Below are 24,272 nucleotides of genomic sequence, written 5' to 3' on the forward strand. Positions count from 1 at the left end.
ACGGGGACTAAATGTTCGGGACGGGTTTTTGACCGGCCATCATGGTTATTCTTTTTGAAGGATATAGGGTGCGTTCGGGTGAATTTTGAACCGTCAGATGCTTTGGTTTTAAGACATCATCGGGATGCCCCTTCCCTTTGTGATGACAGGTTTATGCTGTGCAAAGGATAATGACGTGACAGCACTGGATGATACAGCGCAGGTGGATGTTATTGCCCTGACCCCGGCATTTGCGCCGGTGGCGGCAGCCCTGCATCAAACGGGGTTTGATGAATGCTGGGATGAAAATGCCTTGTGCGATTTGCTGGCCGTGCCAGGGGCATTCGGGTTGCTGGCTTTTACCCCGGGGCTTGATCATCAGGGCAATGGTGTATTGGAAGACGATATTCCGCTCGGTTTTGTGCTGGTGCAAACGGTTCTGGATGAGGCGGAAATCAATACGATTGTTGTGGGACCACAGGCGCGACGACGCGGTGTTGGCCAGGCCTTGATGGAAAATGTGCTGTTATATCTGCAAAAGCAGGGCGTTAACCGGCTGTTGCTGGAAGTGGCTTGCGACAATGAAGCGGCCATTGCCTTGTATCGAAAACTGGGTTTTGCCGAAATTGGCCGACGGCGTGAATATTATCGGCGCAAGGCGGGGCCAAGGGTTGATGCGCTGGTGATGGAACGGCTATGACAGCCCGTTACCAGGATGATTTGAATTTTACAAAATAATCTAATAACCGATTGAATTTAAATGTGAAATAAACCACATAAAGGGTGTGGTCTTGATCTTGAAATTGTTATAATATTCTGGTCATCAACCATGGTTTGGCGGCCTTTGCCTGTGAAGAACGCCCGACCGCTTAGTTTTTTCGGATTGTCAGCCGGTACGTATCGGTTTCATCAGCCATTTTTGTCAGGTCCAGAACGTCGTCGCCCATATCGGTTACTGAACGCGGTACATTTTTAAGCGGTTCGCCGTCTTTAAGGATGACCTGCAGAATTTGACCCGGTGTCATTTTTTCAAGTTTCAGGCGCGTTTTGACGAAAGTCATGGGACAGACATCGTTTGTGATATCTATTGTGATATCGGGCGTCGGGATTTGGCTGTTGTTAGGCATTCCATCCTCGTGATCGGTACTTCTGATGACGAGGTAACCATATATAATGAAAACGGCAAGGTGCCCGGGTTATTTTCGTGAAATCGGTCTTGCGACCGGGCAAAGATTTCTCGATATTTAAGCGATCAGAGCGTATGTAGCCTGCGGGCCTTGGGGACAGGCGGAACCGGAAACGAGAACAAGAGTATGTTGGCAGAATCAACCATCGAGCAAAAATGCATTGACGCGGGCCTGAAAATGACCGGGCAGCGTCGCGTTATCGCCAGAGTATTGTCCGAGTCCGAAGATCACCCGGATGTTGAACTGGTTTATCGTCGCGCCACCGAAATTGACCCAAAAATTTCGATCGCCACCGTTTACCGGACGGTACGTCTGTTTGAAGAAGCAGATATTCTTGAGAAACATGATTTTGGTGACGGTCGTGCGCGCTACGAAGAACTGACCGAAGAACATCATGATCATTTGATCGATATGCGTTCGGGGCGGGTGATTGAATTTTCGAACGAAAAGATCGAAAAATTGCAGGAAGAGATCGCTCGCGAGCTGGGTTACGAGCTGGTCGGTCATCGCCTGGAACTTTATGGCGTTCCTGTTAAAGACGGGAAATGACAGTTCTCTAACTGTTTACGCTCAATAGGTGTATATAAAAGCCATCCGTGCTACAGTGCGGGTGGCTTTTCATATTTTTGTTACGTGTTCTTAACAAAGCCTTCACTCGCTCTTGGTGTTAATCTTGCGCAAGATTAATGTAACTGAACGAAAGGGAGTTGCGATGAGCGACGTTCGACAGCAGGGACTGGAAGTTCGCCTTGCAGAAAGCGAAGCGGAAATTCTGGCCAGCCAGCGTTTGCGCTATAAGGTTTTTTACGAAGAGCGTGGTGCGCAAGCAACTGCTGAGATGATGGAAGCGAAACGCGATTTCGATCATTACGATCCGATTTGCGACCATCTTCTGGTGATCGACCATAGCCGCGGCGAAGGTGCCGATGGTGTTGTTGGCACCTATCGTTTGCTGCGCCAGTCTGTTGCCAATAAAAATGGCGGCTTTTACAGTGCAGATGAATATCAGATCGACTCGATGCTTTCGACGATCAAGTCGGGCGAGATCATGGAACTGGGCCGCTCCTGTGTTGAGGAAGGCTATCGCACGATGCCAACCTTGCAACTGTTGTGGCAAGGCATCGCCAAATACGTGTTTGAACATGATATCAAACTGATGTTTGGCTGTGCATCGTTTCACGGTACCGACCCTGATGCCTTTAGCGATGTTCTGACCTATTTGCATCATCATCACCTTGCCCCGGAAGCCATGCGTCCGCGTGCGGTTGCCGAGCGGTATGAAAGCATGGCGCGCGCCAGCATTGACGGGATTGATGCCCGCCAGGCCCTGCGCGACCTGCCGCCGCTGATCAAGGGATATTTGCGTTTGGGCGGCTATGTTGGCGACGGTGCGGTGGTGGACCATCAGTTTAACACCACCGATATCTGCATCGTCCTGCCGACCGAAAAAGTAACCGAGCGTTATTACAAGCATTATGAACGGACCGCGAGGGTATCGTGAGCTGCTATCCCTGTGCTGCCATCAGGCTGCTGATCTATGCATTGCTGACATTGACGCTGCTGCCGGTTCAAATGGTGGCGGTTGCCCTGCGTTTGAAGCTGGCGGATGACCTGCCACGATTTTATCATGGCCTGTGTCTGAAAATCATGCATATCGATGTGCAATATTCAGGTGAGCCGTTACTGGAAGGTGGCGGGATCATTGTTGCCAATCATGCGTCCTATCTTGATATTCCTGTTTTGGGCGCGATGACCAAGGGCAGTTTTATTGCCAAAAAGGAAGTGGCGAACTGGCCGGTCTTTGGTCTTTTGGCAAAGTTGCAGCGTTGCACCTTTATTGAACGTCGCCCGGTTCGGGCCCGCGAGCAAACCATCGAGATCAGTCAGCGGCTGGCCAACGGGCACAAGCTGATTTTGTTTCCCGAAGGAACCAGCAATGACGGCAACCGTGTTTTGCCGTTTAAGTCGACCCTGTTTGGTGTGGCTGAAACAGTTTTGCCCGATGGATCGCAGGTAAAAGTGCAGCCGGTTTCAATTGCGGCCACCCGCCTTGACGGTGCGCCAATGGGCCGGGATTTGCGGGCATTTTATTCGTGGTACGGGGATATGGACTTGGCGCCGCATTTGTGGCAGTTTCTCGCCCTCGGCAAGGTTACGGTGGAAGTAGTTGTTCATCCGCCAATGACGCTGGCACAGGCAGGATCGCGCAAGGATATGTCCCGTATTTGCGAGTCGCTGGTTGTTCAGGGGCATCAGGCTGCATTAACGGGCGCCAAGCAGGGTGCCGGTGTGTCGCTTCCTGACACCAGGCGGTCAGGTGATTTGATTGGATGTACCCCGTTGGCGGTTGTTTTTGAAGATTTTCGCCTGTTTGGCTAGAATTTCCAGCGCATCGCGATGATGGCTTTTTTTCCGTTTCGCCGAAAAACGGGTTGCACGAACGTAAAATTGTGCCACCTGATCTCAGATATCAAAGATGTTCGACAGGCGGTGTGAATTTCACGCCGCTTTCGACGTATGAAACGAGCGGAACGGATCATTAAAGTGAGCGCGACGAAAAAGCTTTTTGTTAAGACCTATGGCTGCCAGATGAATGTCTATGACAGCCAGCGGATGCAGGATGTTCTGGCACCGCTGGGTTATGAGCCGGTCGATGAGGCAGCCGGTGCGGATATGGTTATTCTTAATACCTGCCACATTCGCGAAAAGGCCGCCGAAAAGGTTTTTTCCGATCTGGGCCGGATCCGCAAACATAAAAAAGCCAAGGAAGAAAACGGAATCGATAAAATGATCGTCGCCGTCGCCGGGTGTGTTGCCCAGGCCGAGGGTGCCGAACTGATGCGTCGCGAACCGATTGTCGATATGGTTTTTGGTCCGCAAACCTATCATCGCCTGCCTGAAATGGTGGCGCGCGCCAACCGTGCCATTGGCAATGACCGTATCATTGATACCGACTTCCCGGTTGAGGAAAAGTTCGATCATTTGCCTGCGCAGGTGTCGCAGCAGGGATATTCCGCCTTTATCGCCATTCAGGAAGGGTGTGATAAATTTTGCACCTTTTGTGTGGTGCCTTATACCCGTGGTGCCGAATATTCGCGCCCCGGCATGGATATCATCACTGAAACCCGGCAGATTGTTGCCCATGGCACGCGTGAAATTACCCTTTTGGGCCAAAATGTGAATGCCTATCACGGCGCAGGCCCTGATGGTGATGAATGGACATTAGGCCGGTTGCTGCGCGAATTATCCGACATCGAAGGGCTGGAACGCATCCGTTATATTACATCGCACCCGCGTGATGTGGATGACGATCTGATTTTTGCCCATCGCGATTTGCCCAAGGTGATGCCGTTTTTGCATTTACCGGTTCAGTCCGGCTCTGATCGTGTGTTGCAGGCGATGAATCGCAAGCATGACCGTGAAACCTATTTTGATATTGTCAAACGTCTGCGCACGGCCCAGCCCGACCTGGCATTGTCGTCTGACTTTATTGTCGGTTTTCCTGGTGAGTCGGAAAAAGACTTTGAAGATACGCTGGATCTGGTGCGTCAGGTTGGCTTCATTCAGACCTTCAGCTTTAAATACAGCCCGCGCCCCGGCACCCCGGCATCTGCCATGGAATTGCAGGTTCCCGAGGAAGTAAAGGCCGAGCGTCTGGCCCGGTTGCAAGACTTGCTGGCTGAACAGCAAATGGTTTTTAACCAAAGTTGTGTCGGTCGTGAAATGGATGTGTTGCTGGACCGGACAGGCAAGTTTGAAGGCCAGCTTGTGGGGCGCAGCCCGTACATGCAGCCGGTCCATGTGAGTGGCCTGACCGAGGCAGATTTGGGTCGGATTGTGCGTTTGAAAATTACAGCTGCCAAACCGTTCTCTCTGGCGGGTGAACTGGTTGAAAGTGGCAGTTCGGAAAGGAATGTTGCGTGAGCGCTACCACTGAAAAGGCAAAAAGCCCGATCAAAAAACAAAAACAGACGCCACTTGATACGGATCAGATAGAATTTAACGATAATGCCTTGTCGCAGTTGCTTTATGGGCCCCAGGCGCAAAATTTATTGCGGCTGGCCGAAGGCACGGGCACGGAAATTTCCAGCCGGGGTTCTATCGTTGTTGTGCGCGGCGCGCCGCAAAAGGTTAGCCAGGCAAAGACGGTTCTGTCACAGCTTTATGCGCGGTTGCGCGATCAGGAAATTGACCGGGTTGACGTTGAAACGGTGGATGCCGCCATTCGTTTGTCTGAACCTGATGAAGGCAACCCGTGGGATGATCCGGCGGCCCCGAAAACCGGTATGTTTGGTGGATCGGAACTGGTGATCCAGACCAAAAAGCGCCGGATTTCGCCGCGATCGAAGCGCCAGAAAGATTATGTGAAGGCAATGCTGGAACATGAACTGGTGTTTGGTGTTGGTCCGGCGGGCACAGGCAAGACCTATCTTGCTGTGGCGATGGCTGTGCAGATGTTAACGCAAGGCCAGGTCGACCGGATTGTGTTGTCACGCCCGGCCGTTGAAGCCGGCGAGCATCTGGGCTTTTTGCCAGGTGATTTGAAAGATAAAGTCGATCCTTACCTGCGCCCGCTTTATGACGCGTTGCACGACACCTTGCCGGGTGACGTTGTGATCAAGCGTATGGAACGCGGCGAAATTGAAGTGGCTCCGCTGGCCTTTATGCGGGGGCGTACTCTTTCGCATGCGTTTGTTATTCTTGATGAGGCGCAAAACACCACACCGATGCAGATGAAAATGTTTCTGACCCGGCTGGGCGAAGGTTCGCGGATGGTGGTGACGGGTGACATTACCCAGATCGATTTGCCCTCCGGGGTGAAGTCGGGCCTGCGTGATGCGATGGAAACACTTGATAAGGTTGAAGGTGTTGGCCGGGTTAAGTTTGACCAGCGCGATGTGGTGCGCCATGCCATGGTAACCCGTATTGTGCAGGCCTATGACGAAGCTGATGCCCTGCGTGAACGCATTGGCAAAAGTTATAGCCAGGGGCACGGGGATCGCAAAGTACGAGAGAAAGCCGGTGATGACAGCGCAGCTTGATCTTGACGTTGTGATCGAGGCCGGTGACTGGCGCGATGACGAGCTGGTCGCGATTCGTTCTGCAGTTGAAGCGGCATTAAATGCTGCGGCACATGATGGTGCGCTGTGGGACGAGGATGACGAAAAATCGCTGTTAGATCAGGTGACGGTGATTGAAATCAGCGTTACCTTGTCTGATGATGCCAGTGTGCGTGTGCTTAATCGTGATTATCGGGGCAAGGATGCGCCGACCAATGTGCTGTCGTTTGCGGCACTGGAAAGCGACGAAGGTGCCAGCGAATTTGATCTGGCACCTGATATGCCCTTGATGCTGGGCGACATTATTATCGCCCGGGAAACCTGCCAGCGCGAATCAGACGACCAAAAAAAGCCGCTTTTGCACCATCTGTTACATTTATCGGTGCATGGCACACTTCATCTTGTCGGTTATGACCATATGGTTGATGATGAAGCCGAACATATGGAGCAACTGGAGCGCCATATTCTTGCCGGGATGGGAATAGATGATCCCTATGCCCCAATTGAAGATCAGGATGTCGAAACGGGACAATGAACGACCTCAGTGAACGCGACGAAGACAAGGACAGTATCACGCCCCGCCTTGGTGGGGAGTTACATGAAGAGGCAGATGGTGCCTCGTTTTGGGGGAATGTTGCCTCTGCCATGGGATTGCGCAAAACGCGATCACGCAATGGCGAAGCATCCCTGAGCGATACTTTGGAAGAACTGGCCGAGCGGACCGAGGAAGACGACGAGCCGGTATCTTTGCATGAACGTTCCCTGTTTGAAAATATCATCGCCTTGCGCGATATGACCGCCGAGGATGTGATGATCCCGCGGACAGACATTGTGGCTGTACCCAAAAAAATATCCCTGCCCGATCTGGTGAGTGAAATGGTGACCAAAGCCCATTCACGCCTGCCGGTTTACGGTGATACGCTCGATGATGTTGCCGGGATGGTTCATATCAAGGATGTGCTGGCCTGCCATGCAGCAGGACGGGAATACCGGCTTAGCGCCCTTTTACGACGGGTTCTGTTTGTGTCGCCAGCCATTCGGGTTCTGGATTTACTGTCAGAAATGCGGTTGTCGCGCACGCATATGGCGCTGGTCGTTGATGAATTTGGCGGTATTGATGGTTTGATCACCATCGAGGATCTGGTCGAGGAAATTGTAGGCGAGATCGATGATGAGCATGATGTTGACCAAACGCCGAAATTGATTCGCCTTTCCGATGGCTGTTTTGTTGCCGATGCCCGCTATGAGATTGAAGACCTGGAAGAAAAGCTGGGTTTTGGTCTGCTTGATGATGAAGAAGATGAAGACATTGATACGCTTGGCGGATTGGTGTTTTCCTTGGCGGGTCGGGTTCCGGCCCGTGGCGAGCTGATCGAACATCCGCTGGGGTTGCAGTTTGAAGTTCTTGATGCCGATCCGCGCCGGGTGCGCCGGTTGCGCATTCATTTACATCGTACAGATCCTTCCCTGCCGGGCGGGGAAATTGCGCAGGAAATGCCTAAATGATTGATCGCTTGGCCGGGCGTCTGGCCACCATGGATGGCTGGCCGCGCCGGTTGGTGTGGCTTTTATCGGGGGCGGCAGCCGTTCTGGCTTTGCCGCCTTTGTTTTTTATTCCTGCATTGCCATTGGGCTTTGCCGTTCTGCTTTGGACGCTGGATGGCGTTAAAAGCCGCAAAAGCGCGCTTGCCGCAGGCTGGTGGTTTGGTACCGGGCATTTTGCCGCCGGGTTTTACTGGATCGCGCATGCGTTTCTGGTGCAGCCGGAAATTTATGGCTGGATGATCCCCTTTGCCATTCTGGGCCTTGGCGGGGGGCTGGCGATTTTTCCGATGATTGCAGTCTGGGCCAGCTGGCGGTTGGGCAGCGGGCGGATTTCCCGTGCCTTTTTACTGGCGGCATTCTGGGCAATTGCCGAATTTGCCCGCGGCCATGTGCTAACCGGGTTTCCATGGAACCTGTTGGGCCATGTCTGGGCGATTGATCCGGCTCCGATGCAATTGGCATCCGTGATTGGCGTGTATGGCCTTAGTGCTGTTACAGCACTTTTTGCGACCCTTCCCTCACTTTGGGTAGCCGGGCGCACGGGGCGCTTGGTTTCGATCGGGGGGTTGCTGATTGCGGTGGTTCTGTGGGCGGGGGGGGCTGTGCATTTGGCAGGATTGCCGGCTGCTGATGTTGCGGTTGCCGATGCGCCGGCCGATGCACCGGTCCTGCAAATTGTTCAACCCAACATTCCCCAGTCTGAAAAATGGGATAAATCGCTTCAGGACCAGCATTTTCGTCAGTTGCTTGCCATGTCGCGCCGCCCGGCAGATTTGCCGGCGGGGCGCAAACGGGTTGTTATCTGGCCTGAAACGGCAGCGACCTTTTTTCTTGAAACCGATCCGGGTCGCCGGGCAATGATGGCGGATGTTTTAGCGCCGGGTGATGTGTTGATTACCGGGGCACCGCGCACCTTTCCGCGCGATAGCGATGAATTTCAGGTGTGGAATTCGGTCGAGGTTATTAATGATGAAGGCCGCATTGTTGCCAGCTTCGATAAATTTCATCTGGTGCCGTTTGGGGAATATGTTCCGTTTCGCTCTATCCTGCCATTTCCCAAGCTGACGGCGGGGCGAACCGATTTTTCATCCGGTCATGGTCCGGCAACTTTACATGTAAAAAACTTGCCGCCATTTTCGCCGTTGATATGTTATGAAATTATCTTTCCCGGTGCCGTTACCGATGATCACGACAGGCCGGAATGGTTGCTGAATGTGACCAATGACGGCTGGTTCGGGCATAGTGCCGGTCCCTATCAGCATTTGGCAGCTGCACGTTTTCGGGCAGTGGAGGAAGGGTTACCGTTGGTCCGCGCAGCCTATACGGGCGTATCGGCTGTTTTCGATTCTTATGGCCGAAACCAGAAGTCCCTATCCCTAACCAAACAGGGAATCCTGATATCCCCCCTTTTGGGTGATAAAAACCATACCACAGTATATTATTTGTGGCGCAATATACCATTTTACGGTATTGTGACACTAATCATCGTTCTCGTATTGGGATATCAGCGGTTTCGTAAATCCCCTGGAACGAAAAAATAGTTTACCGGACCGCCCAAAAAGTGTCCCCCATAAGAACAGGGCGGCAGGTCGGAGTGTGAGAAGGACAAGACGATGTCGCCGAAGGATGACAGTGTGATGATTGTAAAGAATACACGCGGTCGTGGCCGTGGCCGTACGGCCACAGGAAAACCGAACCCTGTGGATATCCATGTTGGTGCCCGTGTGCGTTTGCGCCGGACCCTGCTGGGTATGAGCCAGGAAAAGCTGGGTGAGGCCATTGGCCTGACTTTTCAGCAGGTTCAGAAATATGAACGGGGTGCAAACCGTGTGGGTGCATCGCGTCTGTATGATTTGTCCCGTGTACTTGAAGTGCCGGTTTCGTTCTTTTTTGATGATATGCCGGACGAGATTTCAGCGAAATCTGTTCATGAACGCCGCGAAATGTCGGAAAGCCCGGATCCGTTTGATAACGATCCGATGAACCGTCGCGAAACCCTGGAACTGGTGCGGGCTTATTATCGCATCACGGATCCGGTTCAGCGCAAACGTGTTTTTGAACTGGTCAAGGCAATGGGTGTTTTGCCGGCTGCCGATGGCAGTGACAGCAAATAAAAAGTTTAGCGTGACGTAACTACGTCTGGCGACGTTGAAACCTGCAATATTTTGAACGCATTCGGTGCCTGGCCCGAATGCGTTTTTTTGTCCAAGGTATTGCTTTTAGGGAAAAATCAGCCCAGTTTGTGAACAGCATTGTTGGGATGGGACGTTTTTACCGTGCTTTCAGGCGTAAAAGGCTTGGGTCATTTTCCCTGATGGGATATGACATGTTGATGACGTGGACGGATTTGGACCGCTTGCCACCACGCAAAAAAAGGCTAAGTGGGCGCTGATCGATACGTTCGTATCACGGCCCTCCGGTCCAGTTTTTGGAAACTCCCTTTTCACCGGAGAAGGTTTATATGTCTCATAAAGAATATCTCTTCACCAGCGAGTCTGTGTCAGAAGGTCATCCTGACAAGGTTTGTGATCGTATTTCCGACTCGATCGTTGATGCATTTCTGGCCGCCGATCCTGATGCCCGCGTGGCGGTGGAAACCCTGGCGACGACCAATCGTGTCGTTCTGGCGGGTGAAGTTCGTGGTCCGTCCAGTGTCGCCAATGACGAAACCATGATCGAAGCAGCGCGCGAAGCCATTCGGGCGATTGGTTACGATCAGGAAGGTTTCAGCTGGAAAACCGCCGATATTTCGTGCCATGTGCATGAGCAGTCAGTCGATATTGCCCAGGGTGTTGATTCCAAGGACAACAAAGACCTTGGCGCTGGCGACCAGGGCATTATGTTCGGTTATGCCTGTGATGAAACCGACGAATTGATGCCGGCTCCGATCCAGTTTTCACACCGGATTTTGCGCCACATGGCCGAAGACCGCCATTCAGGCAAATCTGACATCTTTGGTCCGGATGCCAAAAGCCAGGTGACCCTGCGTTATGTCGATGGCAAGCCGGTTGGGGCGACATCTGTTGTGGTTTCGACCCAGCATAATGAAGGTTTTAGCCAGGACGATGTGCGTGCAGCCGTGTTGCCTTATATCGCCCAGGCCCTTCCCGAAGGCTGGCTGCCGCCGGAAGATGAAATTTACATCAACCCGACGGGCCGCTTTGTCATTGGCGGACCGGACGGCGATGCCGGTGTAACCGGTCGCAAGATCATTGTGGATACCTATGGCGGGGCTGCCCCGCATGGTGGCGGTGCTTTTTCGGGCAAAGATCCGACGAAGGTTGACCGTTCGGCGGCGTATGCGGCGCGCTATCTGGCGAAAAACGTTGTGGCGGCTGGGCTTGCCAGCAAATGCACATTGCAGGTTGCCTATGCGATTGGCGTGTCAAAGCCGCTGGCACTGTATGTTAACACGCACGAAACCGGTGACGTTGACGAAGTGAAACTGGGCAAGGTTCTGCGTGAATTGATGGACCTGAGCCCGCGTGGCATTCGCGAACACCTTAATCTGTGTGCCCCGATTTACACGCCGACATCGGCTTATGGTCATTTTGGCCGCCAGCCGGAAGAAGGCGGGTTTTTCTCGTGGGAACAGACCGATCTGGTCGGCGAGCTTAAATCGGCCTTTGGTGCGTAAACTTGCCACAGTAGCCGGATAGGTGATTTGCCAAAGTCACCAGACATGTTATGAGGCGGGCGGCCCGGAAAGGCCGCCCGTTTTGCATTTTCAATTGCCAGATAAGTCATGCGTAGCAACAGACCGATTCCAACCCCAGACCGTCCGAATTTTTATGGCCGCCGTGGCAGCCGTCCGCCAAAGGCATCGCGTCAGACGTTGATGGATGATTTGTTGCCAAAACTGGCGATCGACTATCCAGAGCAGGGCGGTGTTGATCCGCAATCATATTTCACCCCGGATCGATCACAATTATGGCTGGAAATCGGTTTTGGGGGCGGCGAACATCTGGCGGGACAGGCCGAAGCCAACCCAGATGTTGGAATTATCGGCTGTGAACCTTATATGGATGGCGTTGGCAGTTTGATCCGGCATATTAGCGACCGTAACTTGCAAAATGTGCGCGTGGTACCCGATGATTCACGCCCGCTTTTGTATAAATTGCGCGATGCCTGTTTTGATCGGGTGTTTTTGCTGTTTCCGGATCCGTGGCCCAAAAAACGCCATGCTGAACGCCGGTTTGTCGGCCCTAAAAACCTGGCGTTGTTGGCGCGTCTGTTAAAGGATGGCGGTGAGTTTCGGGTTGCCAGTGATGATATGCAATATATTTCCTGGACCCTCCAGCATTTGCACAATCACCCCGATTTTGTATGGCTGGCCGAAACCCCGGATGACTGGCGCATTCCGCCAGAGGACTGGGTGAAAACCCGGTATGAGCAAAAAGCGCTACGCCAGGGTAAAAAGTGTAATTATTTGCGCTTTCGTCGTAAAAATCGCGTCTGATACATTCGGACGAAGCGTCCCGTTGGGCCACTTTAATATCACAGCCTTGTGCAAGGCCCTTTGTCATGGACAGAGGGCCTTTTGACTTTTGAGGGCATGTGCGATGTGGATCCGGTTTTGGGGCAATCATTGCCGAAGACTGCGAAAACGGTGGGTTTTTTGTGGAAAAACAACATTCCCGCATAGGCAGGATCAAGTTTTTATTGAGAATGAGTTTCATATGCGATATCTATTTTGTATTGCTGATATGACATTACCGCGTTGTTCCGGATTATAAAGCCGGAACGTTTGAACGTGGGTTCGTTTCAAAGGTCAGGCTTGTGACCCATTGGGATATCAACCAACTGTTTCGACAATATCAGGTGCGTTTGCGGCATTTTGTGCAGAAACGCAAGCTGGCCTGGTACACGGCAGATGACATTGTTCAGGACACGTTCCTGCGTGTTGTGACCACCCCGTCTTTGCCTGATGTTAAATATGCGCAGGCCTATTTGTATCGCACGGCGCAAAATCTAGTGATTGATCATTTCCGTCGCGAACGGATTTTACGCTTTGTTCCTGATTCTGAAAAAAGTCTGGAATTTGTTGCCAGCGATGCTCCCCTGCCCGACCAGATCGCGTGGTCGCGTCAGGAGTTGCGCCAATTACAAAAAACCCTGAATGCCTTGCCGCCCCCCTTGCGCGACGTTTTTATCCTCGCCCGGCTTGAGGGGCAAACCTATGTCGAGATCGGCGAGAAACTGGGTATTCCACCGCAAACAGCCTTTAGTCGCATGGTTCGTGCCTTAACCCTGATTAAGGAAGCGACAGATATGGACGAAAAAAACTGATTTTTTGATCAGATATCAGAGCAATCAGTTCGTCCTATAAAAAGGCCTGCTGCAGTTATGTGTCTGCACGGCAATTTCATGCGTTTATTTTGCAAAACGGAACAGCCAGATAATGGATTCAGGTGGCCCCATCGCGGAAAATCAATATGGGAGCAGTGCAGCCGAACAGGCAATTTACTGGTTCGCGCTGTTGCTTGATGGTACTGAGTCCGAGCATGATCGCGCGAATTTTGCACACTGGCTTGCCGCTGATCCGGCGCATCACCGTGCGTTTATGGAAATAGAGCATCTGTGGACCGGAACCTCCAGTCTGAATTTAGGCAATTTAAATTTGGATGGGCAGGGCAAGTCAGGGCGTCGGGCTTTTCTGGGGGCGGGGCTGGCTGCTGTCCTTGTCGGGGCAGCGGGCTGGTATGGGGATGTCATTCCCCATCATCCATTTGCCGATTTTCGAACGGTAAAAGGGGTACGTCGCAAAATCACATTGCTGGACGGGGTACAGGCCGAACTGGCAAGCCAGTCTTCTTTGTCCGTGATTACCGACGACAAAGGGGCAACCGGCATTGCCCTGTATAAAGGCGAGGTATTTTTTCAGCATGATGGCCGCCAGCGGGACTTTTTTGTCCGTGCAGCTAATGGCTTTGTCCGCCCGGTTGCCGCGGCCCGGTTTGATGTTACCTGTTATGACGGACAAAGCGAAATCATCACGCAAACCGGTTCCGTTGATGTTGAAACGGCTTTAAACACGCGTAATGTGACCCGCGGCGAGGGTGTTTCCTGTGATAATGGCGTGTTGGGCACACCTTATGATGTTGATCTGGCACTGCGGCTGGCGTGGCGTAAAGGCCGGTTGGTTTTCGTTGGCGATCCGCTGGAAAAAGTTGCGAATGTACTTCAGCGCTGGCATCCGGGGCGGATCATTGTTTTGGGCGATGCCTTAAAACAACGGCCGGTGACGCTGGTGGTTAACTTGAATCGTACATCCGATGTCTTGCCCCTTGTAGGCAAGGTGCTGTCGATCAATGTTGATCAGATTGGTGATTATCTGACCATTTTGCGCGATGCCTGATTGATCGGCAAGGCTGATGGATGAAGGTTTTGGCCAGATTATTTTCATGATAATAAAAATTATTCGCAAAAATTAATAAAGCCATCGGATATCCCCACCTCAGACCCGTCTTACTGAGTAGATCGCGATAATGCGATGCATTTGCATGATTTGCCTGGGAGACAACGAGAATGGATTTTGTGGGGGCCGGAGCAGTGCCGTCTTTATCTGGGGTAAAGGGCGTGCGCCGGAAAAAACAGTTTTCCTCAACCTGGATAGCAGCAACGGCTTTATCCGGATGTTTGATGGTTATCGCGCCAGCACCAGTGCAGGCGGGGTCAAATGAGGACGCTTTCGGAAACAAGCTGGTTGAGCTGGCACAAAGCGGTGATTTAAGCCGTGTTTATTATTTTGATATTCCGGCAGAAAATCTGGCGTCCGCGCTGGTCAAATATTCCCAGATTTCCGGGATTGATGTGGTGGTGGATGGCAGTTTGCCCGCTGGCCATTTGACAAACCCTTTTCAGGGCGAGATGAGCGCAGAACATGCTCTGGATCAGATTTTGGCCGGAAGTAGCCTGACGTGGCACGTGCTTGATGGCAACACTGTATCAATTGTTGCGGTAACACCCGATCAATCGTCATTTGGTGTGATGACAGCGCCGATTACGATTACATCATATGGCCGTAATGATTTTGGTACTGGCGATGATCCCGATGCTGTTTATGAAACGCCGGGTGGTGTTTCGATTATTACCCGTGAGAAAATGCAGCAAACACCGATTCGTGAAGCGCGTGACATTTTTGATCAGATGGCGGGTGTGGATATATCCAATGATGCCCGTGACCCTGGCTTGACGGTTAACGTGCGCGGTCAGCAGGAAATGGGTCGGGTAAACGTTAATATTGATGGTGCCAGACAAAACTATAATCAGGTAACGCATGGAACAACGTCACGTGTCTATCTGGACCCTGCGTTATTGGCGTCGGTAACGGTTGATAAAAGCAATCTGGATCAAAATGGTGGTGCGGGGGCCTCGGCAGGGATCGTGACCCTGCGGACTCTTAATACCGATGATATTCTTGACCCGGATGAAAATTGGGGTGGGAAGGTTAATCTGAGTCACGGGACAAATAATTATCAGTTTGCCGGGGATGCTTCTGTTGCCGGGCGTATATCGCCAAAATTTGATGTAGCAGCAGCCATGAGCCGAAAAGTCATTGGCAATTACCGGGCAGGAAGTCGTAATCCGGGTTTGTTTACGACGGGAAACGGCAACTATTATTCAACTGAAAATTCGCGACCTGAATATACTTATTCCCGTCAAACCTCGGGTTTGCTTAAGGCAAATGTCAGGCTGACAGATGATCAGGAACTGCATTTGGGATATGTGGGTAGCACAATCGATTATGCCAAAACCAGTGATGTAACCAATTCATTTGTGGATTTTAACGAGACGCAAACGCATACGCTGACAGCAAAGCATAATTGGAATCCGGTTTCTGATTTGATCAATCTCGATACCAATCTTTATTGGACCCGAACCCAGAATAATCAAAAACGTCCCGTGCGTTATACGAACGCGGGAGCTGTTTCGACAAATTCATTCGAAACGGACTATACCCTTGATACTGTTGGCGTTGATATTGCCAATGAAAGTCGCTGGCACCTTGATGACTTAAATGATGGCTTAAGCAGTGTGCGCCTGAATTACGGCACCGAGTTTTTCCAGGACAAGGGCACGACAGATTCTTCGACAGGGAATGAAGGGGGGGCTGGTGCCGGTTATCAGCTTGAAGGATCAACGCCGGGCGGTAAACGTGATGTCGCGGGAAGTTTTTTACGCGGGACATATGACTGGAACGACCGGTTCGAAGTCTATGGCGGTGTGCGCTATGACTATTATCAACTAGACGGTAATGCCTACTGGTGTGACGTCAGAAACACCTGCGCCAGCGGTGGTGTTCCTTATGATGTTGATCTTTCCGATCAAAAGCTTTCACCTTCTTTTGGTGCCAGTGTGACGCCGGTTCAGGGGATGCAGGTTTTTGCGAATTATCGCCAAAATATGCGAGCGCCCACCATTACCGAAACCATGATCAAGGGCGAACATATTGGTAATGTCGGAATTCCCTTTTATTCCAATGCCAATCTTAAGTCGGAAGAAAGCGAAACCAAGGAAATTGGCGTTAATTTCAAATATGATGATGTTGTGCAAAAGGGCGACAAGTTTCGTGCCAAACTGTCTTACTATCGTACAAAAGTCGAAAATTACATCACCTTGGGTTATGTGCCTCAGCCTGCGACAACTAATTCGGGGTTTGGGGCACTAACGAATCGGGCTGCTGCCATGGTGAACCTGTCTGATCCTGTTTATATTAACGGGACAGAATTGGAGTTAGGCTACGATGCACAGCGCTATTATCTTGGCGGTACCTTAAGTCTCAACGATATGGATCTTGAGGGAAATTATGATCCATTCGTTCTCAATACCACCTATGATCCATTGGCGAATTACAATAGCTCGTTTGGGACAGTAACAGGGTCTCTCTACGGTTCTGGGACGACGCTTTATGGTATTTATGCCACGCCAAAACGTAAAATCACGGTCGACGGTGGATTGCGGTTTTTCGATCAGGATCTGGTTGTGGGCATGTCGGCGACGTTTGTGCAGCCGCAGGACAATTTTGGAGATTCTGGTCTTTCCACAGTGGTTGGGAAGTACTTCAGCTACAGGGTTTTTGACTTCTATAGTTCCTACAAAATCAACGACAGTGTCAGCATCAGCTTTAATGTGAACAATCTGCTTGATGAAGCATACGTTCAGGGTTCTGGCGGAACATTTTCTCCGGCTCCGGGACGGACAGGTGTGCTGACTTTGAGGGGTAATTTCTAGCTTTTAAACTGCTTTTCGCACATTGAAACCGGTCAGGGCTTCCCTGACCGGCATGCCGCGCTGTTTCAGTTTAAATTATTGATTTAATTAGATATTTTTAAAAATTACTGTTGACGATAAATAATAATGAGAGTCATTATCAAATTCATCGACCCGTTGGTTGGGACGATGAACATCAACAGGAGACTTATGAAATGACGATTAATATCGACCTGAACGCAGACGCATCCGGAAATGGTGTTGACCTTCACGGCGTGATTGAAGATTTCAACAACAATTTCTCGCTGGGTTCGGGAAATCACGGTTATTTCTTTGACGATGGTAATCTTACGAGTGCGTATGGGGGCGATCAGTACTATGCGACTGATCTTGACAGCAGCAGCTCCTATACCGGCGGCGTGCTGGCAACTGCGGGCGCCAATGATTTTGCCTACGACATCTCAACGCATACCATTGGTGGCGATCTGGACGGTTTTTCGTTTGGTAGCACGCTTGCACAAACTGCCGATGCTTCGGCAGTTGAATTCACCGACTCATCTGTCGATATTTCCAATTTGGGCCTGTCGGGCACCGATACCAATGATGTGCTGGTCGATATTTATACCGGCAGCACCGATGCTCTTGAATCCGCCTTCGCGTCAGAAGGCGTCGCCATTAACGGCAGTGCTGGTGCAGATGTGATTGGTGGCTGGGCTGGTGATGACGTTCTGACCGGCAATGGCGGTGCGGACGTGTTTGAATTTGATGCCAGCGCCAGCTTTGGCAATGACACGATCACTGATTTTGCCGATGGCAGCGATCTGATCGATCTTGATTACAATGATGTCACCATTGCCGATGACGGGGCTGGCAATGCCCTGATTACGCATGCCAACGGCACCGTGACCCTGACCGGCGTTGATTTTGCCGATATTGACCAGAACGATTTTGTCTAAGGCAAAAGACGGCCCGTTCCGAGAGGGCTAATCGCGGAACGGGCGCATGGTCTTATTCCGGGTGCCGCAGCATTTTTCACATAATGCGGCACCCACCCTATTCTAGCGACAAACCAGCGGATAACCAATAGTCATGCTGTGGCGTGCCAGTGCTTCTGCGTATTCGTCTTCCTTATCCCCGGCTTCGTCCCCTGCTTCGCTTGGCGGTGTTATTGCATCGTTGCGCAAGGTGTTTGGCATTGTTGCTGCCCTAAGTGGTGTGTCCAATATTCTGATGCTGACGGGGCCGCTTTTTATGCTTCAGGTCTATGACCGGGTACTGGCCAGTCGCAGTGTACCGACATTGCTGGCACTGACCGGGCTGGTGCTGGGGCTTTATTTGTTTTTGGGCACAGTTGATGCCTTGCGTGCCCGAATGCTGGTGCGCATGGGCTGGCGGGTGGACGAACAAACCGGGCCGGTGGTGCTGCGCAGTGCTGTGTCGCTACCGCTTGATCAACCCGGATCAGATGCACGCCCGATGAACGACCTGGACCAGATCCGGCAGTTTCTGGGCAGTGCCGGGCCGGTGGCGATTTGTGATTTGCCTTGGATGCCGTTGTTTTTGGGCATCGTGTTTTTGTTGCATCCGTGGCTGGGGATGCTGGCATTAACGGGCGGGCTGGTGTTAGTGATTCTGACATTGATTAGCGAAACGTTGTCGCGCCGCCATGTTTCGCGCATGAACCGGCAGGCGGTGCGGCGCACTTCCTTGCTTGATGCCGGGCGGCGCAATGCTGAAGTATTGCGCGCCATGGGTATGGTCCCGGCCTTTGCTGGGCGCTGGGCCATGGTCAATGATCGTTATTTGCAAACCAACACCACGGCGGGCGATGTTACCTCTACCTTTTCAGCCTATATCAAGGTCATCCGTCTAGCTATGCAGTCGGGGGTTTTGGCCCTTGGTGCCTATTTGGCGATTTTGCAGGAAGTTTCGCCCGGGGCAATGGTGGCGGCATCGATATTAACCGCCCGCGCCCTGTCGCCGGTTGAGCAGGCAATTGGCAACTGGCGCGGGTTTGTTGCCGCGCGCCAGGCCTATGCCCGTTTGCGCCGGTTGCCTGATGCGGATGTTACGAATGTGCCGTTCCGGTCTTCGCCCCGGCTGGTGCTGCCTGCACCGTGCCAGAATATGACGGTGCAATCACTTGTGGTGCAAACCATGCCGCACCGTGCGCCGGGTCATCCTCATCGGCCCACTGCCAGGCCGGCATCGGGGCGGACATTGTTGAAAATCGCCCAGCTTGAATTGCGTGCGGGCGATGGCCTGGGGGTGATTGGCCCCAGCGGGTCGGGAAAATCGACCTTTGCCCGTGCCCTGGTTGGTATTGGTCATTATGCGCAAGGAAGCATTCGCCTGGACGGGGCTGAACTTTCGCATTGGTCGCGCGATGATCTGGGCCAGTATGTGGGGTATTTACCGCAGGATGTGGAACTGTTTGACGATACAGTTGCGCGCAATATTGCCCGGCTTCAGGCAAGGCCTGATGCAAAAAAGGTGATCGCAGCGGCGAAACAGGCCGGAGTCCACGACCTGATTCAGTCCCTTCCCGGCGGGTATGATACGCAAATTGGTCCCGGTGGTGTGGTATTATCGGGCGGGCAGCGTCAGCGTATTGGTCTGGCCCGGGCAATGTTTGATGATCCGTTTCTGGTGGTTCTTGATGAACCGAATGCCAGTCTGGATAGCGATGGCGAACAGGCCCTGCTAAAGGCCGTCGCTGGTTTGCGTGAGCGCGGGGCAATCGTGGTTATGATCGCGCACCGGCCCAATATCCTTGCCTGCGTGAACCGGGCGATGGTTATTCAGAACGGGCAGCAGGTTGCCCTGGGATCGCGGGACGATATTTTGCGCAAAACCCTGCGTCAGGTCGGAGAAAGCGCATGATCAACCCGTTGGAAAAACTTGCTTTGGCGGGGCATTCTGTTGTGCCATCCGCCGGCCCGGATGAGGCAGATAATATGCAGGGCAGTCTGGCCCTGCACTCGCTTCGGCGGCACATTCTGTTTGGCGCGGTAACGGTTCTGGTGTTGTTTGGTGCTATGGCAGGTTGGCTGGCTTTTGCCAGTTTATCGGGCGCGGTGGTGGCCAGTGGCACCATGGTGGTCGAAAGCAATGCCAAGGTGGTGCAGCACCCTGATGGCGGTATCGTTGGCAAAATTTTTGTCCGCGATGGGGACCATGTTCATGCGGGCGATATGTTGGTGCAGCTTGATGCGACACAGGCACGTGCCAGCCTGGGTATAGTTGAAAGCCAGATTGATGCCCTAAGTGCCACCGAAATGCGGCTGGTTGCCGAACGTGATGACGCGGCTGCGCCCGTGTTGCCGCAAAATTTGGCGGCACGGATTAATCAGCCCGATATTGCCGCCCTGATTCATGCGCAAAACCGGTTGTTTACCGCCCGTCAAACCAGCCTGATTGGTGAAAAACAGCAATTGGCGCAAAAACGCAGCCAGTTGCATGAACGCGTTGGCGGGTTAAACGCACAAAAAACTGCCAATGTTGAACAGCACCGCCATATCATAGACGAGCTGACCGGGCTGGAAATGCTGTTTGCCAAGCAACTGGTGCCAATTACACGGGTTGCAGCCCTGCGCCGGGAAAAAGCCCGCCTTGAAGGTCAGCGCGGCGAGTTAAGTGCCGAAATTGCCGCGGCGCAAATGCAAATTGCCGAAACAGAAATGGCGATATTGCAGCTCGAACGCGATCGCCAGACCGAGGTGCTTACCGATCTTGCCGATATTGATCGCCAATTGGCCGAATTGAAACAAAAACAGATCGCACTGGTGGACCAGCTGCGCCGTACCGATATTCGCGCCCCTTACGATGGCACCATTTATCAGATGCAGGTGCACAGCGAAGGCGGTGTGATTGGTGCGGGTGAGAAAATTATGGGAATTGTCCCCGATCAGGATGCGCTGGTGATTGAGGCACGTATCCGCCCGGAGGATGTGGATAAAATACATCCCGGACAAAAGGCCGCTTTGCGTTTTACAGCCTTTAACCGCCGGACCACCCCCGAACTGGCGGGGACGGTTGATTTTGTGGCGGCTGATTTGTCACGGGACGAGGTGACGGGGGAAAATTTTTATCCGGTGCGGATGCATATTACCCAAGGCGAGCTTTCGCGGCTGGGGGATCACGCGTTAATCCCCGGTATGCCCGTCGAAACCTTTATCGCCACGGGTGAACGCACAGCCCTGAGCTATTTTGCCAAACCGCTGAGCGACCAGTTTGCCCGCGCCTTTCGCGAGGAATAGCACGAAAACAGCCATCAATGCCAGATTAATTGGGCAGGGTTTCGGATATTGCACGGGCTGGTTCGTACTGAATAACAAAGGGGCACATGTGATGTGCCCGCAGGAAAAGTTTCAGGACCGTATATATAAGGGTGCCCTACAATGACATCGGATACCGCAACGCGGATAACACAGGAAACACCGACCCGGCTGGAGCGGATAAAGGCAAATACCCGTGATGATCATCAGCAGATTGACGATATGGTCATGGCGATGAAGCCGTTTGACAACCGGGAAAATTATGGTCGTTTTCTGGCTTTGCAATATTGCTTTCATGCCGTGATGGCGCCGCTTTACCATGCTGATGACCTTAATGCGCTTATCCCCGGTCTGGCAGACCGCAGCCGGTTTGACAGCGTTTGTGCCGATCTTGGTGATTTGGGTTTGCCGCTTCCTGCCCATGAGGGGGCGGTAACGGCACCGCAAAGTGGCCCGGCGCGGCTGGGATGGCTTTATGTGTGCGAGGGGTCAAATCTGGGGGCGGCCTTTTTGTTAAAGGCAGCGGCGCGGCTTGATCTGAATGAAGGGTTTGGTGCCCGGCATTTGCGCGCCCATGACGACGGACGAGGCAAACACTGGCGGCAATTTGTGACGCAGCTTAACAGTTTGGTGCTTGGCGCGGAGGATGAAATTGCCCTGCAACAGGGTGCCCATGACGCGTTTGACTTTTTTTACAATCTTCTCATTACAGATCGCAAGCTGGCAGCCTAGGCGGGCAAAACGGCCTATCCCTTGGTTGAATGCGGTTTGCAGGCAGGATCGTGACTTGATTTCTGCTTAAACTGGCGTTATAAAGCGCGCAAGCTTTTTGTAAAACGTAACAAAGAGTGGGCCTCGGCCCGCTCTTTTGTGCATTCTGGGGTATGGCATTCTATATGGCTGAACTGATCGGACAGCAGTTGAAAGACCCGCTTTTGTCGCGGATCGCGGAAATTATTGCACCGTCGATAGAGGCACTGGGGTTTGAACTGGTACGTGTGTCCATGATGGGCAAGGACAGCCAGATCCTGCAGATTATGGCGGATCGCCCCGAAGGAAACGGCAGTATTACCGTTGAGAACTGTGTTGAAATCAGTCGGACTGTTTCAGCGCTGCTTGACGTTGATGACCCCATTTCCGGAGCTTATCATCTTGAAGTCAGTTCGCCCGGCATTGACCGGCCGCTGACCCGGCGCAAGGATTTTGATATTTGGCGCAGTTTTGATGCCAAGGTCGAATTGGTGGTGGCTGTTGCCGGTCGCCGCCGTTTCAGCGGAAAGCTGGATGGACTCGAAGACGATGCGGTCGCCCTGATAGTGGATGGCGAACGTGAATTGTTGCCGTTAGCCGATATCGCAAAGGCGAAACTCGTGCTGACGGATGAATTGATCGCGCATGTCACCGGCCAGCGCCGGTCTGACGACAACGCAGAATAGAGGTTGGATATGGAAGCAACTTCGGGAATGCCGCGGCCAGAGCTTTTGCAGGTCGCTGATGCTGTCGCCCGCGAAAAAGGCATTGATCGTGACGAGGTTCTTGGCGCGATGGAGCAGGCCATTCAAAAGGCTGGTCGCTCCCGTTATGGCCATGAACATGACATTCGGGCCCATATCGACCGCAAAACCGGCGAAATCCGGCTGGCGCGTTTTATTGAAGTCACCGATGACATCGAAAATGATTTTACCCAGATGTCACTGGAACAGGCCCGGATTCGTGACGAGAATATCGAGCTTGGCGAATTTCTGATTGATCCGCTGCCACCAATTGATTTTGGCCGTATTGCCGCACAGACCGCAAAGCAGGTTATTGTCCAGAAGGTTCGTGATGCTGAACGGGAACGTCAGTATAACGAATATCAGGATCGTATGGGCGAAGTGGTTAACGGAGCCGTCAAACGGGTTGAATTTGGTAATGTTCTGGTCGATCTGGGCCGGACTGAAGCCATTTTGCGCCGTGAGGAACTGATCCCGCGTGAAACCATGCGCCAGGGCGACCGTGTTCGTGCCCTGATCCTGGATGTGCGTCGGGAACAGCGCGGCCCGCAGATTTTTCTGTCGCGTACCCATCCGACCTTCATGGCAAAGCTGTTTGCCCAGGAAGTGCCGGAAATTTACGACAACATTATCGAGATTAAATCGGTTGCCCGTGACCCCGGGTCGCGCGCAAAAATTTCGGTGCAGTCTTCGGACAGCTCGATTGACCCGGTCGGGGCCTGTGTCGGTATGCGCGGTTCGCGTGTTCAGGCTGTTGTCGCCGAATTGCAGGGCGAAAAAATCGATATCATTCAGTGGTCTGAAGACCCGGCAACCTTTGTTGTGAACGCTTTGGCTCCGGCTGAAGTTACCAAGGTTGTGATTGATGAAGAATCGAACCGCATTGAAGTGGTTGTTCCTGATGACCAGTTAAGTCTGGCAATTGGCCGTCGTGGCCAGAATGTACGGCTTGCATCGCAGTTAACCGGGTGGGATATTGATATCCTGACCGAGGAAGACGAAAGTGAACGTCGTCAGGAAGAAGGGCGCAAGCGGGCAGAAATGTTCATCAAGGCCCTTGATGTCGATGAAGTTATCGCCCATCTCCTTGTCGCGGAAGGTTTCACCTCTATTGAGGAAGTCGGTTATGTGCCTTTGGCCGAACTGGCGGAAATCGAAGGATTCGGAGAAGAGCTTGCTGAAGAACTTCGGGGACGTGCGCGGAGCTTCCTTGCGGAAGAAGCCGACCGTCTTCAGGCGCGTCGTGATGAACTTGGCGTTGCTGATGATTTGATTGAATTCCCGGGAATTTCTTTGGCAGTTGCCGTGCAGCTTGGCGAGAATGGCGTTAAAAATCTTGAAGATTTTGCCGATCTGGCCAGTGACGAACTGATTGAATTTGCCGGTGCAACTGAAACTATTACCCTTGATCAGGCAAACGACATGATCATGGAAGCCCGCCGTCGTCTGGGTTGGTTTGATGACCTGGAAGAAGAAACCGGCGATGCCGGGGCGGAAGGCGAAGACGCCTGATCGCTG

At 52.5% G+C, this 24,272-nt stretch carries 22 protein-coding genes; 21 read left to right on the forward strand and 1 reads right to left on the reverse strand.

Annotated elements, in window-relative coordinates; genetic code table 11:
- Positions 1-175 precede the first annotated feature (175 nt).
- Positions 176-679, forward strand: coding sequence for a ribosomal protein S18-alanine N-acetyltransferase (gene rimI, locus THS27_RS02180; protein WP_246832803.1), 504 nt, complete (start codon positions 176-178; stop codon positions 677-679).
- A 169-nt stretch (positions 680-848) separates the two neighbouring features.
- On the opposite strand, the gene THS27_RS02185 is transcribed toward rimI, so the two are convergent.
- Positions 849-1,106: a sulfurtransferase TusA family protein gene (locus THS27_RS02185; protein WP_085587426.1), complete on the reverse strand. Its 258-nt coding sequence runs from the start codon at positions 1,104-1,106 to the stop codon at positions 849-851.
- Positions 1,107-1,292: 186 nt separating this feature from the next.
- Here THS27_RS02185 and THS27_RS02190 point away from each other — a divergent pair, with 186 nt between their 5' ends.
- From THS27_RS02190 to nusA, 20 genes are all read left to right on the forward strand, one after another.
- Positions 1,293-1,715 carry a Fur family transcriptional regulator gene (locus THS27_RS02190; protein WP_085578408.1) on the forward strand — a complete coding sequence of 141 codons (423 nt, stop codon included), beginning with the start codon at positions 1,293-1,295 and terminating at the stop codon, positions 1,713-1,715.
- Between the two features lie 163 nt (positions 1,716-1,878).
- Entirely contained in the window at positions 1,879-2,667 is a 789-nt protein-coding gene (locus tag THS27_RS02195; RefSeq protein ID WP_085587428.1) for a GNAT family N-acetyltransferase, read from the forward strand.
- Entirely contained in the window at positions 2,664-3,545 is an 882-nt protein-coding gene (locus tag THS27_RS02200) for a 1-acyl-sn-glycerol-3-phosphate acyltransferase (protein ID WP_085587430.1), read from the forward strand. The genes THS27_RS02195 and THS27_RS02200 overlap by 4 nt, the downstream gene beginning before the upstream one ends.
- A 138-nt stretch (positions 3,546-3,683) precedes the next feature.
- A complete protein-coding gene (gene miaB, locus THS27_RS02205) occupies positions 3,684-5,090 on the forward strand; it encodes a tRNA (N6-isopentenyl adenosine(37)-C2)-methylthiotransferase MiaB (RefSeq protein WP_085587432.1) in 1,407 nt (468 codons plus the stop codon).
- On the forward strand, positions 5,087-6,208 hold the full coding sequence (locus THS27_RS02210) for a PhoH family protein (RefSeq protein ID WP_085587434.1): 1,122 nt from the start codon (positions 5,087-5,089) through the stop codon (positions 6,206-6,208). Before miaB ends, THS27_RS02210 begins: the two co-directional genes overlap by 4 nt.
- Entirely contained in the window at positions 6,192-6,761 is a 570-nt protein-coding gene (ybeY, locus tag THS27_RS02215; RefSeq protein WP_085587436.1) for an rRNA maturation RNase YbeY, read from the forward strand. The genes THS27_RS02210 and ybeY overlap by 17 nt, the downstream gene beginning before the upstream one ends.
- The gene (locus THS27_RS02220; protein ID WP_085587438.1) at positions 6,758-7,732 is read left to right on the forward strand and encodes a hemolysin family protein; all 975 of its coding nucleotides are present in this window, start codon (positions 6,758-6,760) and stop codon (positions 7,730-7,732) included. The genes ybeY and THS27_RS02220 overlap by 4 nt, the downstream gene beginning before the upstream one ends.
- A complete protein-coding gene (gene lnt / locus THS27_RS02225) occupies positions 7,729-9,312 on the forward strand; it encodes an apolipoprotein N-acyltransferase (RefSeq protein ID WP_085587440.1) in 1,584 nt (527 codons plus the stop codon). The genes THS27_RS02220 and lnt overlap by 4 nt, the downstream gene beginning before the upstream one ends.
- A gap of 72 nt (positions 9,313-9,384) precedes the next feature.
- Complete coding sequence (locus THS27_RS02230; RefSeq protein WP_371454951.1) at positions 9,385-9,885, forward strand: helix-turn-helix domain-containing protein; 501 nt, start codon at positions 9,385-9,387, stop codon at positions 9,883-9,885.
- 347 nt (positions 9,886-10,232) lie between these two features.
- The gene (metK, locus tag THS27_RS02235) at positions 10,233-11,408 is read left to right on the forward strand and encodes a methionine adenosyltransferase (protein WP_085587441.1); all 1,176 of its coding nucleotides are present in this window, start codon (positions 10,233-10,235) and stop codon (positions 11,406-11,408) included.
- 108 nt (positions 11,409-11,516) lie between these two features.
- Positions 11,517-12,230: a tRNA (guanosine(46)-N7)-methyltransferase TrmB gene (trmB, locus tag THS27_RS02240; protein ID WP_085587443.1), complete on the forward strand. Its 714-nt coding sequence runs from the start codon at positions 11,517-11,519 to the stop codon at positions 12,228-12,230.
- 320 nt (positions 12,231-12,550) lie between these two features.
- Positions 12,551-13,060 (forward strand): RNA polymerase sigma factor, encoded by a 510-nt coding sequence (locus THS27_RS02245; RefSeq protein ID WP_246832804.1) that lies wholly within the window; start codon positions 12,551-12,553, stop codon positions 13,058-13,060.
- Positions 13,061-13,172: 112 nt separating this feature from the next.
- On the forward strand, positions 13,173-14,129 hold the full coding sequence (locus THS27_RS02250; protein ID WP_085587445.1) for a DUF4880 domain-containing protein: 957 nt from the start codon (positions 13,173-13,175) through the stop codon (positions 14,127-14,129).
- Positions 14,130-14,413: 284 nt separating this feature from the next.
- On the forward strand, positions 14,414-17,005 hold the full coding sequence (locus THS27_RS02255; protein ID WP_139835445.1) for a TonB-dependent receptor: 2,592 nt from the start codon (positions 14,414-14,416) through the stop codon (positions 17,003-17,005).
- A gap of 194 nt (positions 17,006-17,199) precedes the next feature.
- Positions 17,200-17,940, forward strand: a complete 741-nt coding sequence (locus tag THS27_RS02260) for a calcium-binding protein (protein ID WP_085587447.1) — start codon at positions 17,200-17,202, stop codon at positions 17,938-17,940.
- A 133-nt stretch (positions 17,941-18,073) separates the two neighbouring features.
- Positions 18,074-19,867, forward strand: a complete 1,794-nt coding sequence (locus tag THS27_RS02265; RefSeq protein WP_085587449.1) for a type I secretion system permease/ATPase — start codon at positions 18,074-18,076, stop codon at positions 19,865-19,867.
- The gene (locus THS27_RS02270) at positions 19,864-21,243 is read left to right on the forward strand and encodes an HlyD family type I secretion periplasmic adaptor subunit (protein WP_085587451.1); all 1,380 of its coding nucleotides are present in this window, start codon (positions 19,864-19,866) and stop codon (positions 21,241-21,243) included. The genes THS27_RS02265 and THS27_RS02270 overlap by 4 nt, the downstream gene beginning before the upstream one ends.
- Positions 21,244-21,384: 141 nt before the next feature.
- Positions 21,385-21,993 (forward strand): biliverdin-producing heme oxygenase, encoded by a 609-nt coding sequence (locus tag THS27_RS02275; protein ID WP_085587453.1) that lies wholly within the window; start codon positions 21,385-21,387, stop codon positions 21,991-21,993.
- A gap of 164 nt (positions 21,994-22,157) precedes the next feature.
- A complete protein-coding gene (gene rimP / locus THS27_RS02280) occupies positions 22,158-22,697 on the forward strand; it encodes a ribosome maturation factor RimP (RefSeq protein WP_085587455.1) in 540 nt (179 codons plus the stop codon).
- A gap of 9 nt (positions 22,698-22,706) precedes the next feature.
- A complete protein-coding gene (nusA, locus tag THS27_RS02285; RefSeq protein ID WP_085587457.1) occupies positions 22,707-24,266 on the forward strand; it encodes a transcription termination factor NusA in 1,560 nt (519 codons plus the stop codon).
- The last annotated feature ends 6 nt before the right edge of the window (positions 24,267-24,272 follow it).

The sequence above is a fragment of the Thalassospira sp. MCCC 1A01428 genome, from assembly GCF_002115825.1.
In the GTDB taxonomy this organism is placed as follows: domain Bacteria; phylum Pseudomonadota; class Alphaproteobacteria; order Rhodospirillales; family Thalassospiraceae; genus Thalassospira.

Coding starts and splice junctions, on each gene's coding strand:
- THS27_RS02255 (WP_139835445.1), top strand. CDS start 14,414: ATGGTTATCGCGCCAGCACCAGTGCAGGCGGGGTCAAATGAGGACGCT.
- ybeY (WP_085587436.1), top strand. CDS start 6,192: ATGACAGCGCAGCTTGATCTTGACGTTGTGATCGAGGCCGGTGACTGG.
- metK (WP_085587441.1), top strand. CDS start 10,233: ATGTCTCATAAAGAATATCTCTTCACCAGCGAGTCTGTGTCAGAAGGT.
- THS27_RS02260 (WP_085587447.1), top strand. CDS start 17,200: ATGACGATTAATATCGACCTGAACGCAGACGCATCCGGAAATGGTGTT.
- miaB (WP_085587432.1), top strand. CDS start 3,684: ATGAAACGAGCGGAACGGATCATTAAAGTGAGCGCGACGAAAAAGCTT.
- THS27_RS02270 (WP_085587451.1), top strand. CDS start 19,864: ATGATCAACCCGTTGGAAAAACTTGCTTTGGCGGGGCATTCTGTTGTG.
- THS27_RS02250 (WP_085587445.1), top strand. CDS start 13,173: ATGGATTCAGGTGGCCCCATCGCGGAAAATCAATATGGGAGCAGTGCA.
- nusA (WP_085587457.1), top strand. CDS start 22,707: ATGGAAGCAACTTCGGGAATGCCGCGGCCAGAGCTTTTGCAGGTCGCT.
- lnt (WP_085587440.1), top strand. CDS start 7,729: ATGATTGATCGCTTGGCCGGGCGTCTGGCCACCATGGATGGCTGGCCG.
- THS27_RS02220 (WP_085587438.1), top strand. CDS start 6,758: ATGAACGACCTCAGTGAACGCGACGAAGACAAGGACAGTATCACGCCC.
- THS27_RS02275 (WP_085587453.1), top strand. CDS start 21,385: ATGACATCGGATACCGCAACGCGGATAACACAGGAAACACCGACCCGG.
- trmB (WP_085587443.1), top strand. CDS start 11,517: ATGCGTAGCAACAGACCGATTCCAACCCCAGACCGTCCGAATTTTTAT.
- THS27_RS02185 (WP_085587426.1), bottom strand. CDS start 1,106: ATGCCTAACAACAGCCAAATCCCGACGCCCGATATCACAATAGATATC.
- THS27_RS02190 (WP_085578408.1), top strand. CDS start 1,293: ATGTTGGCAGAATCAACCATCGAGCAAAAATGCATTGACGCGGGCCTG.
- THS27_RS02265 (WP_085587449.1), top strand. CDS start 18,074: ATGCTGTGGCGTGCCAGTGCTTCTGCGTATTCGTCTTCCTTATCCCCG.
- rimP (WP_085587455.1), top strand. CDS start 22,158: ATGGCTGAACTGATCGGACAGCAGTTGAAAGACCCGCTTTTGTCGCGG.
- THS27_RS02195 (WP_085587428.1), top strand. CDS start 1,879: ATGAGCGACGTTCGACAGCAGGGACTGGAAGTTCGCCTTGCAGAAAGC.
- THS27_RS02230 (WP_371454951.1), top strand. CDS start 9,385: ATGTCGCCGAAGGATGACAGTGTGATGATTGTAAAGAATACACGCGGT.